General features: G+C 62.3%; 13 protein-coding genes. 11 read left to right on the plus strand and 2 right to left on the minus strand.

The genetic code is table 11. From position 1 onward, the window contains the following. Positions 1 to 344: 344 nt before the first annotated feature. Complete coding sequence (locus ABD704_RS05660) at positions 345 to 1,130, minus strand: Crp/Fnr family transcriptional regulator (protein ID WP_344698703.1); 786 nt, start codon at positions 1,128 to 1,130, stop codon at positions 345 to 347. Positions 1,131 to 1,290: 160 nt separating this feature from the next. Between ABD704_RS05660 and ABD704_RS05665 the strand changes: the two genes are divergently transcribed. From ABD704_RS05665 to ABD704_RS05710, 10 genes are all read left to right on the plus strand, one after another. Then, positions 1,291 to 1,908, plus strand: coding sequence for a thymidine kinase (locus tag ABD704_RS05665; protein WP_344698704.1), 618 nt, complete (start codon positions 1,291 to 1,293; stop codon positions 1,906 to 1,908). Further along, positions 1,909 to 2,793, plus strand: coding sequence for a tRNA pseudouridine(55) synthase TruB (gene truB / locus ABD704_RS05670; RefSeq protein WP_344698705.1), 885 nt, complete (start codon positions 1,909 to 1,911; stop codon positions 2,791 to 2,793). It abuts the gene before it with no gap. Between the two features lie 20 nt (positions 2,794 to 2,813). After that, positions 2,814 to 3,083 (plus strand): 30S ribosomal protein S15, encoded by a 270-nt coding sequence (gene rpsO, locus ABD704_RS05675; RefSeq protein WP_344698706.1) that lies wholly within the window; start codon positions 2,814 to 2,816, stop codon positions 3,081 to 3,083. 195 nt (positions 3,084 to 3,278) lie between these two features. Continuing rightward, a complete protein-coding gene (gene pnp, locus ABD704_RS05680) occupies positions 3,279 to 5,645 on the plus strand; it encodes a polyribonucleotide nucleotidyltransferase (protein WP_344698707.1) in 2,367 nt (788 codons plus the stop codon). A gap of 151 nt (positions 5,646 to 5,796) precedes the next feature. Next, positions 5,797 to 6,588: a YkgJ family cysteine cluster protein gene (locus ABD704_RS05685; protein ID WP_344698708.1), complete on the plus strand. Its 792-nt coding sequence runs from the start codon at positions 5,797 to 5,799 to the stop codon at positions 6,586 to 6,588. Between the two features lie 84 nt (positions 6,589 to 6,672). Beyond that, positions 6,673 to 7,206, plus strand: a complete 534-nt coding sequence (locus tag ABD704_RS05690; RefSeq protein ID WP_344698709.1) for a biliverdin-producing heme oxygenase — start codon at positions 6,673 to 6,675, stop codon at positions 7,204 to 7,206. Beyond that, entirely contained in the window at positions 7,206 to 9,830 is a 2,625-nt protein-coding gene (locus ABD704_RS05695; protein WP_344698710.1) for an HWE histidine kinase domain-containing protein, read from the plus strand. The genes ABD704_RS05690 and ABD704_RS05695 overlap by 1 nt, the downstream gene beginning before the upstream one ends. Before the next feature lie 130 nt (positions 9,831 to 9,960). Beyond that, the gene (locus ABD704_RS05700) at positions 9,961 to 10,965 is read left to right on the plus strand and encodes a L,D-transpeptidase family protein (protein WP_344698711.1); all 1,005 of its coding nucleotides are present in this window, start codon (positions 9,961 to 9,963) and stop codon (positions 10,963 to 10,965) included. Positions 10,966 to 11,438: 473 nt separating this feature from the next. Beyond that, on the plus strand, positions 11,439 to 11,669 hold the full coding sequence (locus ABD704_RS05705) for a hypothetical protein (protein ID WP_344698712.1): 231 nt from the start codon (positions 11,439 to 11,441) through the stop codon (positions 11,667 to 11,669). Positions 11,670 to 11,944: 275 nt separating this feature from the next. Further along, a complete protein-coding gene (locus tag ABD704_RS05710; RefSeq protein WP_344698713.1) occupies positions 11,945 to 12,793 on the plus strand; it encodes a bestrophin-like domain in 849 nt (282 codons plus the stop codon). A gap of 86 nt (positions 12,794 to 12,879) precedes the next feature. Here ABD704_RS05710 and ABD704_RS05715 read toward each other — a convergent pair whose 3' ends face one another. Then, positions 12,880 to 13,476, minus strand: a complete 597-nt coding sequence (locus ABD704_RS05715; protein WP_344698714.1) for a TetR/AcrR family transcriptional regulator — start codon at positions 13,474 to 13,476, stop codon at positions 12,880 to 12,882. A gap of 56 nt (positions 13,477 to 13,532) precedes the next feature. Here ABD704_RS05715 and ABD704_RS05720 point away from each other — a divergent pair, with 56 nt between their 5' ends. After that, complete coding sequence (locus ABD704_RS05720) at positions 13,533 to 14,255, plus strand: oxygen-binding di-iron domain-containing protein (protein WP_344698715.1); 723 nt, start codon at positions 13,533 to 13,535, stop codon at positions 14,253 to 14,255. The last annotated feature ends 7 nt before the right edge of the window (positions 14,256 to 14,262 follow it).

Below are 14,262 nucleotides of genomic sequence, written 5' to 3' on the forward strand. Positions count from 1 at the left end.
CGGATCAGGCTTGCGGGTAGACGTTGGGAAAGAGCCGGGCCGCCGATGCGGCGCGGAGACGTTGGCAGGCGAAACCCTATTTTCAAAGCTTGCGCTAGAGGCTGCAATGGGTCGAAAGAGGACATTCAAGCCTCCCCGGAACCCTCGTTCAATCGCAACGCTGAGCGCACATGGATGATGCTGCTCAAAAGCTGCGTTCGCTCGCCCGGCAGAGTCGAGCGCTCTCAGTAGCAACCGCAAATCGGCAACGGACCGACGCCCTCCAAGCCCTTGCGCTACTGTATGCGAAGCAGGCGAGAGACCTCGAGACGATCTGATTCACTGCTCAGCGGACATCCAATAGTCTAGCCGAAGCATCGATTTAAGTGACCCGCTGCGGCATCCACGGTTGCTGGTTCGCAACATTTCACGAGCCAAGGGGGCTCCTTTGCGAAATGACGCTCCGGCAAGCCCGACAGCCTTGAAAGGGCCTCAATATCGAGAAGCCTTAGTTGCCGGCCCTCCCGGGCGATTAGCCCGCGCTCGGTGAGCTCGCGGAAGACCCGGTTGACGTGGACGCTAGTCAGGCCCGCGGCTTCGGCGACACGCTGCTGTGTAAGGGGCCATTCGATGACATTTCCTGTTCCTGGCCGAAGCACCGACAAACGCCTGTGCATGTGGACAATTAGGGCAGCGAGCCGTTGGAGCGCTTTCGATTGGCCGACCATCGTCAACTGATCCATAAGCATGACGCGCTCTTGCTGCGTCATAACCAACAGCGCGAAAAGGAACCTCGGCGCCCTTTCGAAAAAGCGCGCCAGGTGGTCCAGCGGTATGACGTCGACCGTCACGTCCGTAAGCGCAACCAAGGTTGCAGCGGCTCGCTCCAACGCAATGCTGGCCAAGCCCGGGAAATCGCCAGGTAAGAAGATTTTGACGAGCTGACTGCGCTCAGGACCCAATTCCAAGCTGCTTCCAACCCACCCCTGCCTGAGGAAGTAGACTTCCTTCACAGCCTGGCCCTGGAGGCTGATAGTCTGGTTGCGTTTGAAAACTCGGCGGCTGAGCGCGGCGTCTTCGAGCGCCGCAAGCTCGTCGGTCGTAGGCTCGATGAACTCCGACAATCGACGCAACCACATACTATCGATCACGGGCAACTCCCACCTTTGTGTCGGCAACTGAACCGTAACAGCGCTGTCCAGTAGTAGTGATGGAAGCGCTTCCAAATTACTAATCAGTTCGTCGCAAATGTCCGGTTTGGGTCGAAAACAGGCATTAGTCGCGCCGCCGTGAGCGCGCTAAACGCCGCCGATGGCCAAGCTCTATTTCTATTATGCGGCGATGAACGCGGGGAAGTCGACGACCCTGCTGCAGGCGGACTTCAATTATCGCGAGCGCGGCATGGAAACGATGCTGTGGACCGCGAAGCTCGACGAGCGGTCGGGCGCCGGCGTGATCGGGTCGCGCATCGCCTTGTCGGCACCTGCTCACACCTTCGACGAAAGCGTCGACCTGTTCATGTCGATCGGCGAGGAACTGCGGAGGCGGGATGTCGACTGCATCCTAGTCGATGAGGCGCAGTTCCTGACGCAACGCCACGTGCTCGAGCTTTGCGAGGTGTCGGACGCGCTCGGCATTCCGGTACTTTGCTACGGGCTTCGCACCGATTTTCAGGGCAAGCTGTTTCCCGGCTCGGCGGCATTGCTCGCTTTGGCGGACTCGCTCGTGGAGTTGAAGGCGGTGTGCGAGTGCGGCCGCAAGGCGACCATGAACCTGCGCGTCGATAAGGAGGGCCACGCCGTCGCCGCCGGCGCACAGACGGAGATCGGCGGCAACGATCGCTACATCGCGCTTTGCCGCAAGCATTTCTTCGAGCGCCTGCGCGAAGGCGAGGCGCGTCAGCTTAGCCTTGGCCTCGCCCGCCGTTAAATGCTCCACGGCTGGATCATCCTCGACAAGCCGCTGGGGTTTGGCTCGACGACCGCCGTCAGTGCGGTCAAGCGCATCCTCCGCGAGGCAGGAGAGCCGAAGACGAAGGTCGGGCACGGCGGAACGCTTGATCCGTTGGCGAGCGGCGTGCTGCCGATCGCACTCGGCGAGGCGACCAAGCTGTGCGGCCGTATGCTCGACGCGACCAAGGAATATGAATTCACGATTCGCTTCGGCGAGGAGACCGACACGCTCGACGCCGAAGGCGAGACCATCGCGACGAGCGCCGTGCGCCCCGCCCGGGCGGACATCGAAGCAGCGCTTCCACGCTTCACAGGCCAAATTGAGCAGGTTCCGCCAGCTTACTCGGCGCTGAAGATCGATGGAAAGGCGGCGTATGCGCGCGCCCGATCCGGCGAACAGGTCGAGATGAAATCGCGGGCGACGACGATCTTCGAACTCCGTGTCATCGATGCGACCGAAGACAGTGCAACCCTCGCCGCCGCCGTCTCCAAGGGTACCTACATTCGCTCGCTTGCCCGCGACATCGCCCATGCGCTTGGAACCGTGGGTCACGTCACCTATCTAAGGCGTACCCGCGCCGGGCCCTTCTCCTTTCAACAGGCCATTTCACTGGACTTTCTGGAAGAAGCCGCTAAGGCGCGCGCACTGACGAGGACGGTATTGCCGCTAACCGCGGCGCTGGACGACATCCCGGCCCTCCCCGTCACCCCCGACCAGGCACAGCTGCTCCGTCATGGACAGCGCTTGAGCGGGTTCCCCGCAAAGCCGGGGCTTGGACTTGCGATGCTGGAGGAAACTCCGGTCGCGCTGGTCGAAGCATCGGCCGACGGCCTGAAGGTCGTCAGGGGCTTCAACCTTTAGACAAGAATAGGAGTAAGCCGATGTCGATTACCGCAGAGCGCAAGGAAGCGCTGATCAAGGAACATGGCCAAGGCAAGGGCGACACCGGTTCGCCGGAAGTCCAGGTCGCGATCCTCACCGAGCGCATCAACAACCTGACCCAGCACTTCAAGACCCACGCGAAGGACAACCATTCGCGTCGCGGCCTTCTTATGCTGGTCAACCAGCGCCGTTCGCTTCTCGATTATCTCCGTCGCAAAGACGAAGAGCGCTACACCGATCTCATCGCGAAGCTCGGCCTTCGCAAATAACGCTGGAGCGGCCCCTGAGCGGGCCGCTTCGCATATGTTCAGTCCCGCAATCCGGCGGGGCGCACGGGCACCCCATCAACACAATAGGGATGGGACCCATCATGGGGCCACATGGCGCCCCGAACCGCTGTAGGCCGGCTAGCCTGCAATTGCTGAACCGGCTGGCATCCGGCCGCCGGGACTGAAGGAACGAAAATGTTCAATACGAAAACTGTCGAAATCGAGTGGGGCGGTAAGACCCTCAAGCTCGAAGCGGGCCGCATTGCCCGTCAGGCCGACGGCGCGGTGCTCGCGACGCTCGGCGAAACCGTGGTGCTCTGTGCCGTCACCGCCGCAAAGTCGGTGAAGCCTGGTCAGGACTTCTTCCCACTGACCGTCCACTACCAGGAAAAGTTCTCCGCGGCCGGCCGCATTCCCGGCGGCTTCTTCAAGCGTGAGCGCGGCGCGACCGAAAAGGAAACGCTGACCAGCCGCCTGATCGACCGCCCGATCCGCCCGCTGTTCCCGGACGGCTTCTACAACGAAGTCCTCGTGATCGCGCAGGTCCTTTCCTACGACGGCGAGAACGAGCCGGACATCCTCGCGATGGTCGCCGCCTCCGCCGCGCTGACGCTTTCCGGCGTCCCCTTCATGGGCCCGATCGGCGCAGCTCGCGTCGCCTTCAGCAATGACGGCGAATACATCCTCAACCCGACCCAGACGCAGATTGCCGAAGGCCGCCTCGACCTCGTCGTCGCCGGCACCCGCGACGCCGTCATGATGGTCGAGTCCGAGGCCAAGGAGCTCTCCGAAGAGGAAATGCTCGGCGCCGTCATGTTCGCGCACAACTCGATGCAGCCGGTCGTGGAAGCGATCATCAAGCTCGCCGAGCAGGCCGCGAAGGAACCGTGGGAGCTTCCCGCGACGCTCGACAAGACCGCGATCAAGGCCAAGCTCAAGGAGCTTATCGGCGCCGACATCGACGCTGCATATCGCATGACCAACAAGTCGGAGCGTTCCGCTGCCCTGACCGCCGCGCGCCTTCGGGCCGCCGACGCGTTCATCGAAAGCGATCCGCAGGAACAGCTCGTCGCCGGCAAGCTGGTGAAGAGCCTCGAGGCGGACATCGTTCGCGGTGCGATCCTCAAGGAAGGCCGCCGCATCGACGGCCGCGACACCAAGACGGTCCGTCCGATCGAAGCCGTGGTCGGCTTCCTTCCGCGTACGCACGGCTCGACGCTGTTCACCCGCGGTGAGACGCAGGCGATCGTCACCACGACGCTTGGTACCAAGGAAGCGGAACAGATGATCGATGGCCTGGAGGGTCTCTCCTACCAGCGCTTCATGCTGCACTATAACTTCCCGCCCTATTCGGTCGGTGAAGTCGGCCGCTTCGGCGCCCCGGGCCGTCGCGAAGTCGGTCACGGCAAGCTCGCCTGGCGCGCGCTTCATCCGATGCTGCCGACAGTCGAGGAATTCCCGTATACGATCCGCGTCCTGTCCGACATCACCGAGTCCAACGGCTCGAGCTCGATGGCGACCGTCTGCGGCGGTTCCCTGGCCCTGATGGACGCCGGCGTTCCGCTGAAGGCGCCGGTCGCGGGCATCGCGATGGGCCTGATCCTCGAAGGCAAGGACTTCGCGGTGATCAGTGACATCCTTGGCGACGAGGATCACCTCGGCGACATGGACTTCAAGGTCGCCGGCACCTCCAACGGCATCACCACGATGCAGATGGACATCAAGGTCCGCGGCATCACCGAGGAAATCATGCGCACCGCCCTCGCCCAGGCGAAGGACGGCCGCGCTCACATCCTCGGCGAAATGGCCAAGGCGCTCGATCACACCCGTGAAGAGCTTTCCAGCCACGCGCCGCGCATCGAGACGATGCAGATCCCGAAGGACAAGATCCGCGAAGTGATCGGCACCGGCGGCAAGGTCATCCGCGAGATCGTCGCGACGACCGGCGCCAAGGTCGACATCGACGACGAGGGCGTCATCAAGATCGCCTCGTCCGACGTCAGCCAGATCGAAGCCGCCCGCAACTGGATCCGCGGCATCGTCGCGGAGCCGGAGCCCGGCACGATCTACACTGGCAAGGTGGCGAGCATCGTCGACTTCGGCGCATTCGTGACCTTCATGCCTGGCAAGGACGGACTGGTTCACGTTTCGGAGATCAAGAACGATCGTGTCGAGAACGTCCGCGACGTCCTGAGTGAAGGACAGGAGGTCAAGGTCAAGCTGCTCGAGGTCGACCAGCGCGGCAAGGTCCGCTTGTCGATGCGTCTCGTCGATCAGGAGACCGGCGAAGAGCTTCCGGACACCCGTCCCCCACGCGAACCGCGTGAAGGCGGCGAGCGTGGCCCGCGCGGTGACCGTGGCGACCGCGGAGACCGTGGCCGTCATGGCCGCGGCGACCGCGACCGTGGACCTCGCCGTGATGGCGGCGACCGCGGTCCTCGCCGTGACGACCGTGGCCCACGCGGCGATCGCGGACCCCGTCGTGAAGGAGCAGGCGGCGGCGACGACGGCCCAGCGCCGGAGTTCGCTCCCGCGTTCCTGACGGGCGACGACGCGGACTGATCCGCGCCAGCCTTTCCGGTTTGGCCGGAAACGCGACCTTTCAATAGCGCCCCGTCGGACAGATGTTCGGCGGGGCGTAGTTGTTCGGACTTCCTAACGTCGGTCGGGTCGCCGATATTGTTCAAGCATCACAGCAGAGTATCGTCCCCTGATGGATCCCGCCCAGTATCAGCGCCAGCTCGTTCAGGATCGCGCCCACGTGGCCGGCGGCTTGAATGTGCGCGTTCCCGACGGGAGGCAGGTTGCCGCCTTGATGCGCGTGCTTCGCGACCTCGTCGACGTCGCGAAGGCACAGCACTCCGTCACGCCCCTGATGGCGTTCTTCCAGGACAATATAGAAAAGGCCGACAAGGCATTCCTGAGCGACATACCCGTCGCTTGTCATCGCGGCTGCGCGCACTGCTGCCGGATCTGGGTCGACGCCAGCCCCGTTGAAGTTCTCTACGTTGCGAAGTCCTTCAGCGGCGCTGCACGCGACCAGGCAACCGAGACATTCCGCGATGCCGTGTCCGTCACCGGCGGCATGTCGTCCGCGGAGCGCGGGAAGCTCGTCTACCCGTGCCCCAATTTGAAGGATGGCGTCTGTTCGATCTACGATGTCAGGCCGACCGTTTGCCGTTCGCTGGTTTCCATGGACGCCAGCGTCTGCGCTCGCGTCTTCTATCTCTTGTCTGACGAGGAAATCGTGTCACCGGCGCCGAACATCCTCCTGGGCAGAGGCTACCGGCTGGCGCTCGCCGGAGCGCTCAAGCATGCGGGACTTGCCCACACGCAGGTCGAGCTCAACTCCTCGCTCGATATTGCGTTCTCGAACCCGCAGGCGGAGCAGCAATGGCTCGAAGGCGAAGACCCTTTCGCAGCAGCCGACAAAGCGCCCGAAGATGACGTGATGGCGGATGAGAACTACCGGATGATCTACGAGACCGCGTTCGCCGGTTATTGATCGCCGTTAGAGGTTCGGGTCGGCCCCAGCTTACTCGCGGATTTTCGGAACGCTTTCGTCACGAGCACATTGTTGACCTGATCAATGAAAACACGCTTCGCACTCAAAGACGCGACAGACGACGTCCATCGCGAACTCGATGACCGCCTGTCGCGGCTCGATCTGTCCGACGCTGCTGACTACGCGCGGTTCCTCAAGATTCAGGCGCGAGCGGTTCCGGCAGTCGAAGGCGCGCTGGCGTCCGCAGGACTTGACCAGATGGTCGCTGGCTGGAGCAATGCGCGGCGGACGCGCGCCATCGAGTCCGATCTCGCCGCCTTGGGTGAGCCAATGCCGTCGCCGGCAAATGCGCCAGAGATTTCCGGGGTCGGGGATCTTCTTGGCACTGCCTACGTCCTCGAAGGCTCCCGTCTCGGCGGCCGCGTATTGCGGCAGAAAGTCGCTGACGGCCTCCCCGTAAGCTTCCTAAGTCGTTCGGAAGAAAGCGATCCCTGGCTGACAGTTGTTGCGGCGCTGGACCGGCTTCTCTATTCGGATTCGCTGCTCGGTGAAGCCAAGGACGGAGCCCGTCGTTGTTTCGCCCTGTTTCTGAACGTGGCGAAAGAGGCCGGTGTTTGATGAGTGATTCCGGCTTGCCGTCCGACGAAGTTGATCTGACGAATTGCGACCGGGAGCCAATCCACCAGCTCGGCGCGATTCAGCCCATTGGCTTCCTCCTCGTCCTGACCGCCGACTGGATCATTTCCAATGTCTCAGCGAACGTCGGCGAGTATCTTGAGGTCGACAGGGAAAAGCTGATCGGCCGGCCGGCGTCCGAAATTCTTACCAAGCAGGCAATTCATACGCTGAGGAACCGGCTGGCATTGCTGCGCGGGAAGGATGCGCTTGAGCGCGTGTTCCGGATGCAGTTGCAGAACAACAACAAGTACTTCGACGTCGCGCTGCACATGTCCGGGCTGCGCGTCATGATCGAGGCCGAACCGAGCACGGAGCACGACTATGGCGACGCGACCGGGACGGTTCGCGGCATGGTCAACCGGCTCGAGCAGGCGCCCGACATGCAGAGTTTCTTCAACGAGGGCGCGCGCCAGGTCAGGGCGCTCACCGGCTTCGACCGGGTGATGGTCTACCGCTTCTCCCCCGAGGGTTCCGGCGAAGTGGTCGCTGAAAGCGCGAAGAGCGGAATCGGAAGCTTCTTCGGGCTTCACTACCCCGCGACCGACATTCCGAAACAGGCGCGCGAGCTCTACCTGCGCAGCTTGTTGCGAGTCATTTCCGATATCGATGCGGTGCCGGTGCCCGTCGAGCCTGCGGTCGATGAATATGGCGTTCCCGTCGACCTCTCGCTGTCCGTGCTTCGCTCGGTTTCGCGCATTCACATCGAATATCTGCGAAACATGGGCGTGCGCGCATCGATGTCGATTTCAATCGTCGTCGAGGGCCGGCTCTGGGGCCTGATCGCCTGCCACCATTACTCGCCGCGCTGCCCGAGCTTCGAACGTCGTTCTGTCGCCGAACTGTTCGCACAGATGTTCGCCATGCGGATCGAAGCGCGTGAGCGTAAGGAAGTCGTCGAATATGAGCGCCGGGCGCGCGACATCTCGGATCAGTTGCTCGGCGCCGTCGCGTCGGACGAGACGCTACTCAACGACCCTAACTGGCTGTCGACCATCCTGACCAGCGCCATCCCTGCGGACGGCGTCGGGGTATGGATCAACGGGAATTACGCGTTCAGCGGCCTGACGCCCAACACCGGTGAGTTTGCGCGCATCATTCAGGCGCTAAGCACGACCGCCGCCGGGCGCGCTTACGCCACCGACCAGATCAGCACGCTCGTTCCCGGCTTCGGCGGCGGCAAGGCGAATGTTGCCGGGCTTCTCGCGATCCCCATTTCGCGCACGCCACGCGACTATGTCGTGCTGTTCCGATCGGAGATCATCCGGTCGGTGCGCTGGGCGGGCGATCCGCACAAGCCGGTGCAATATGGGCCGAACGGTCCGCGCCTGACGCCGCGCGAGAGCTTTGAGGAGTGGAAGGAGACGGTCGTCGGCCGATCGCTGCCCTTCACGCCGTCCGAATTGCGCGTTGCCGAAACGCTCCGCGCAACGCTCATCGAAGTGGTGTTGCGCCTGTCCGACGAGGCAAGCGCGGAGCGACAGGAAGCCACCAGCCGGCAAGAGCTTCTGATTGCCGAACTCAATCACCGTGTCCGCAACATTCTGTCGCTCATCCGCGGCCTCATCCGCCAATCGAAACCGGCAGACGGGACGTCGATCGAGGATTTCGTCGCGGTCATCGACGGCCGCGTTCACGCGCTCGCCCGCGCGCACAACCAGATTACCGACGACCATTGGGGCCCGGCGCCGGTCAAGAACCTGCTTGATGCCGAGGCGGCAGCGTTCCTGACAACGCAAAAGGACAGGCTGATCCTGAAAGGGCCGCCAGTCCTGCTCAATCCGCAGGCCTATTCGACGCTGGCGCTCGTTGTGCACGAGCTGGTCACCAACTCGGTAAAATATGGCAGCCTATCGGTCGGGACCGGGGAAGCCATCGCGGAATGGTCTGTACGGGATAGCGGCGACCTGAATTTCTGCTGGCGCGAGCGGGGCGGGCCCGAGGTCTTCCCGCCCAACCGCAAGGGCTTCGGAACGACGATCATCGAGCATAGCGTTCCTTACGATCTCGGCGGCACGGCGAAGGTCGAATATGCGCGCGACGGCGTTCGCGCCGACTTCGTCATTCCAGCCAAGCATGTCGTTCAGACAACAGCTCTCGCCGGTAACAAGATTCACCTGCCGCAAGACTCGCAGGTCGATTCGCCGCATGTGACGGACCTGCTTCGCGGCAAAGAAGTGCTGCTGGTCGAAGACAGCCTGATCATCGCGCTCGATGCGGAAGATCTGCTCGATCGCCTGGGAGCGAGCTCAGTGATGACGGAGTCGAGCGCTGTCGGCGCCATTGCAGCGGTCGAGACCAAGCGCCCTGACATCGCCATTCTTGACATCAACCTCGGCGACCATGACAGCGTGCCGATCGCCAATCGCCTTGGCGAGCTCGGCGTGCCCTTCATGTTCGCGACCGGATATGGCGAGCAGAGCCAGCTGCCCGATCACCACAAGGCGCGGCCGGTACTGCAGAAGCCATATACGCTGGCGTCGCTCTCGCGACGGCTAAACGATCTGCTCGAGGAGACCGGCGCTAAAGCGTGGAGTCGGTGCTCAGGAAGTCGACCATGCGGATGACCGTGATCATCAGGTCGGCATTCCCGTCACCTTCATGTCGCTGTCGGCGGCCCTGAGCTGTTTTCCGGTCGGCGAGACTTTACGACACAAGTGCGAATCCGCGATAGACGCCCGGACAAGGGGGCAAGGAATGGCCAGAAGAGCGTTCCGGTTCACTGCAGCGGCACTGCTGACGGCGCTGGCCGCGGCGCCGCTCGTGGCGCAAGGCGCCAAGACTTCGGCGCAGCTCGAGCTCGCGCGGCAGGCGGACAAGCTAAAACCCGGCGAATGGGTGTGGCGGCCCGACATTGCGCGCGACGGCCCGGTGCTCGTCTACGTCGACCTCACCCGGCAACGGGCTACAGTCTACCGCAACGGCGTTCGCATCGGCGTCAGCACCATTTCGTCAGGCAAGGACGGTCACGAAACGCCGACCGGCGTGTTCACCATCCTCGAAAAGGACAAGGACCACCGCTCGCGCACCTACGACGATGCGCCGATGCCCTTTCAGCAGCGGCTGACTTGGATGGGTGTCGCGATGCATGCGGGCAACTTGCCGGGCTATCCGGCGAGCCACGGCTGCGTCCGCCTGCCGATGGAGTTCGCCAAGAAACTGTTCGACGTCACGCCGATGGGCGGCACGGTCGTGATCGCCGGCGGCAATGAGGACCCGGTGAAGCGCCCCGCCGCAGGCGTTCTCGCACCAGTCATGGCCGGCGTGACCAAGGTGCCGGCAATGCCGCTCTCGCCCGACGGCAAGTTCACCTGGAACCCCGCTGCCGCGCCGACGGGACCGGTGTCGATTATCATTTCGACGAAGGATCAGCAGGTTGTGGTACTGCGCAACGGCGTCGAGATCGGCCGCGCGCACGCGGTCGTCGCATCGCAGACCGATCAGCCGCAGGTGATGACGCTGACCGGCGGCGCGAAACCGGAGTGGATCCAAGTCGGCGTCGGCAGCCTGACCGGCGAACCCGCCGAAATCATCAGCACCGAACGCGTCGAGCAGATGCACCTTCCGCAGGAATTCGTCACGAATATGCGATCAGTGATCCAACCTGGAACCACGGTGCTCGTCACGCAGGCCAGCGTGAACGCGGCATCAACGGGCGTGCAACAAACTGTCATGGATGCCGGCGACGACATCAAACAATAGCGCTGGAATTAGGGGCTGCTGGAAGTGCCCTTTGCGACGGGCCAGGACGCTGTCAGGTCTGTAACTTTGGGTCGCTTTTTCCCCTTGGTGACGCAAATTCCACAGATCATGACGCCTTAGGCGAACCGCTACGCAGCCAAGTCGCTTAGGGCGACGCATGCCGATTTACCGATTGCAGTTCGTTGATTGCTTCAGTGGCAAGATCTTGCGTGCTCGCGCATTCGAGGCACCGACTGACGAAGCTGCCATTACTTACGCCGAAGGCGCTCGTGGATTGGCTCCGATGGAACTCTGGAACGCAGAACGGATGATCAGGAACTGGGACGCCTTCCCTCCGATCGCGTGAGCGTCCCGTGGGCTGAAGCAATCCGGCCCCGGGGCTTGGCTACAAATCCCCACCGACGGATCGCGCGCCCAAAATGAACTAGTTTCAGTGCTGCGCGTAGACCATTTCGCTATCGAAGGACCAATCCATGCTGCGTGAACCAGAGACGGGCTCGGACGAGCTCCTCAGTGACGAGCCGGGATTCCCTCACAAACCGGAAATCATTTTCAGTTTGGCTGATGGCTTAGTCTCGGCGAGCTGGCCGGGCACGGCAACGAGAGTGGTGTTGGGACCGTACGACGGCGTTAAAGCCATGATGCAAGACTTCCTTGATCAAAGCGCCTTAGGAGACCGCCTCGCCAAGCGCGCCCTTCGCTGACGCAAGCTAGGGCCTAAGGCGCAGCGAGCGCCTGACCTTATTTCAAGCTTTGCCGGAAAAATCCGGCTCGAAGCCTCGGACGATCATCAACGCCTCCGTATTAGACCCGATACACGAGTGCCCCGCGAGGTTCGTAATCGACGGTCGATAAGCGGCTAGCATTGGGCGCCGATAGGGCACCCTCAAACTGCCTTAGTCTGCAAAGAACTAGTACGAAGGGAAGTTCTAGATGCGTGCCGTCTCGTCTTGGGCCCCGCAATAGCTTCCGGTCTTTGGTGCAGGCATTATCACTTTGGGCCGTTGCGCTTTTGCTGGTAGCAGGGTCCCTTGCAGCGGTCGAAGCGGGCGTAATTCTCGGACGCAGGCAAGCGCGCAGGCATGCGGCAGGGGCCGCTGAATCCCCGGCCAAATCTAATGTCGAGGGCTACATCATCAGCTCGATCTTCGGGCTGCTGGCATTTCTCGTCGGCTTCACATTCTCGATGTCGCTCAGCCGCTACGACGACCGGCGATCATGGATCGCGCAAGAAGCGACGGCGATCTCAACAGTGTACCTTCGCGCGGAGCTTTTGGACGAGCCATATCGTTCACGCCTCCGCTCCCTGCTCCGTGACTATGCAAGATCTCGTTTGGCCCCGGACAACATCACATCCGCCGAAATTGAGACGGGAATTTTGCAGACAGAACGCATTCGCAACCAACTGTGGGATGAGACTAGAACCGCAATTTACCCCGATCGAAGGTCCGACCTCGCGTCCTATTTCGTTGAGGCGATGAACAATGCGCTGGACATCGGAACCAGGCGAGCCCTTGCCGGCCGAGCTCACGTCCCAACTCAGATCGTCGCCATCTTGCTCGTCTACCTGCTCGTCGCGGCGATCATGCTTGGCTATCTGATGGCCAAGGAAGGGACGACGCGCCGGCATGAATCCACGCTGCTGATCCTCATGTTCGTGGCTTCCATCAACCTGATTTTGGATCTCGATCGGCCACGAGAAGGACTGATCCGGGTTTCGCAGCGGCCCCTTGAGGAATTGATCGCCTCAATGAACGCGGATGCAGCGAAGGAATCCGTCACCGAGCGACCAACCAAACCGCCAACTGCGGACGAGCATGAGGCCTAATCTTAAAGTTTAAGCGAATGGCCAGCCACTCCGACTTCGAAGCCTGGGAGTGCCGGCTTCTTGAAACCGACGAAGCCGAAGTTCGACTAAGCTGCCACCACCGCACGGGCCATCAAAGCCGCGGCTTCGCCAACGTCAAAGGAACCGCTCAACACCCTCCAACAAGCGAAGTTCAGCGCCACTGCTAATAATGCGCGGGGACTTTCTCCCAACCCGTTCCCGAGGGTCGCGGCAGCGCGGTCGAAAGTCGGGCCCATTCTCAGCTGCACGATCTCACGGGTCAGATCGTGAACCTCCGCATCGCGAAGCACCGCCGAGGTAAGCTGCTCATTGCGCGCGTACCAAGCATAAAGGTCCTCCAGGCCCCGGCGAAGGCGCTCCAACCCCGCGGGATGCTCAGCCCAGTCGTCCACATCTGGAAGAGGATCGCGCTCCAACGCCAACGCTGAACAGGCCACCATCAAGCTCCGGTCGCTCGGGAAGTGCGCGTAGAAGGTATGCCGTTGCACGCCCGCCCGTTCGGCGATCTGAGCGATGGTGGTTCGCGCGGGACCGACGCTCGTGTGGAGATCGACCGCAGCTTCGACAATCCGTCGCCTGGTCAATTCCTGCTTCTCCGCGCGCTTGCCCAACGTGTAGCGGCGCGCTTTCGGTACACCTTCGCGTGCATTCGAATTTGACATAGGCAGAGATTAGTTACACTATTGTGTGCAGTCAAATTGAGTCGTGGAGAAGTCCCGTGGCTGCCAAGGTTACCGAACTCACCGACGGCATCTTTCGCTTGTCGGTACTTGTACCCGAAATGGGTCCGCCAAACGGTTTTGTGTTCAACAGCTTCCTCATTGTCGACGACGAGCCCCTGCTCTTCCACGCCGGTCAGCGCGGCATGTTCCCTTTGTTTCGTGATGCCGTGGCGTCGGTGATGCCGGTGGAGAGCCTCCGGTGGATCAGCTTCGGCCACGTGGAAGCCGATGAGTGCGGAGCCATGAACCTGTGGCTTGAGGCGGCCCCCCATGCAGAAGTGGTGCACGGAGCCACTGCCTGCATGGTTTCGCTCAACGATCTCGCCGATCGGCCTCCCCGTTGCGTTGCAGACGGCGAGCTCATCACATCAGGCAAACGGCGCATTCGCTACTTTGATACGCCGCACGTGCCCCACGCCTGGGAATCCGGTGTGGTGTTCGAGGAGACAAGCGGCATTCTTTTCTGCGGTGACCTCTTCACGCAGTTCGGGGGTGAAGCGAGCACGCGCGATGACATTGTTCCTGCGGCTATCGCCGCGGAGGATGCATTCCACTCCTCCAGCGTTAATCCAGCTACGGCGCCGACGCTTCGTCGTCTGGCCGAACTTAAGCCGACCGGTCTCGCGCTGATGCACGGCCCGACCTTCTTTGGCGACGGCGCAGAAGCACTCAACCGCCTTGCCGACTACTATGCCGGCCTGCTCAAGGCAGCAGCCTGATCCCGCT

The organism is Sphingomonas limnosediminicola (genome assembly GCF_039537965.1).
GTDB lineage: Bacteria > Pseudomonadota > Alphaproteobacteria > Sphingomonadales > Sphingomonadaceae > Sphingomicrobium > Sphingomicrobium limnosediminicola.

Bases quoted from the DNA above. Each gene is read 5' to 3' on its own strand.
- ABD704_RS05665 (WP_344698704.1), top strand. From the start codon at position 1,291: ATGGCCAAGCTCTATTTCTATTATGCGGCGATGAACGCGGGGAAGTCG.
- truB (WP_344698705.1), top strand. From the start codon at position 1,909: ATGCTCCACGGCTGGATCATCCTCGACAAGCCGCTGGGGTTTGGCTCG.
- rpsO (WP_344698706.1), top strand. From the start codon at position 2,814: ATGTCGATTACCGCAGAGCGCAAGGAAGCGCTGATCAAGGAACATGGC.
- pnp (WP_344698707.1), top strand. From the start codon at position 3,279: ATGTTCAATACGAAAACTGTCGAAATCGAGTGGGGCGGTAAGACCCTC.
- ABD704_RS05685 (WP_344698708.1), top strand. From the start codon at position 5,797: ATGGATCCCGCCCAGTATCAGCGCCAGCTCGTTCAGGATCGCGCCCAC.
- ABD704_RS05690 (WP_344698709.1), top strand. From the start codon at position 6,673: ATGAAAACACGCTTCGCACTCAAAGACGCGACAGACGACGTCCATCGC.
- ABD704_RS05695 (WP_344698710.1), top strand. From the start codon at position 7,206: ATGAGTGATTCCGGCTTGCCGTCCGACGAAGTTGATCTGACGAATTGC.
- ABD704_RS05700 (WP_344698711.1), top strand. From the start codon at position 9,961: ATGGCCAGAAGAGCGTTCCGGTTCACTGCAGCGGCACTGCTGACGGCG.
- ABD704_RS05705 (WP_344698712.1), top strand. From the start codon at position 11,439: ATGCTGCGTGAACCAGAGACGGGCTCGGACGAGCTCCTCAGTGACGAG.
- ABD704_RS05715 (WP_344698714.1), bottom strand. From the start codon at position 13,476: ATGTCAAATTCGAATGCACGCGAAGGTGTACCGAAAGCGCGCCGCTAC.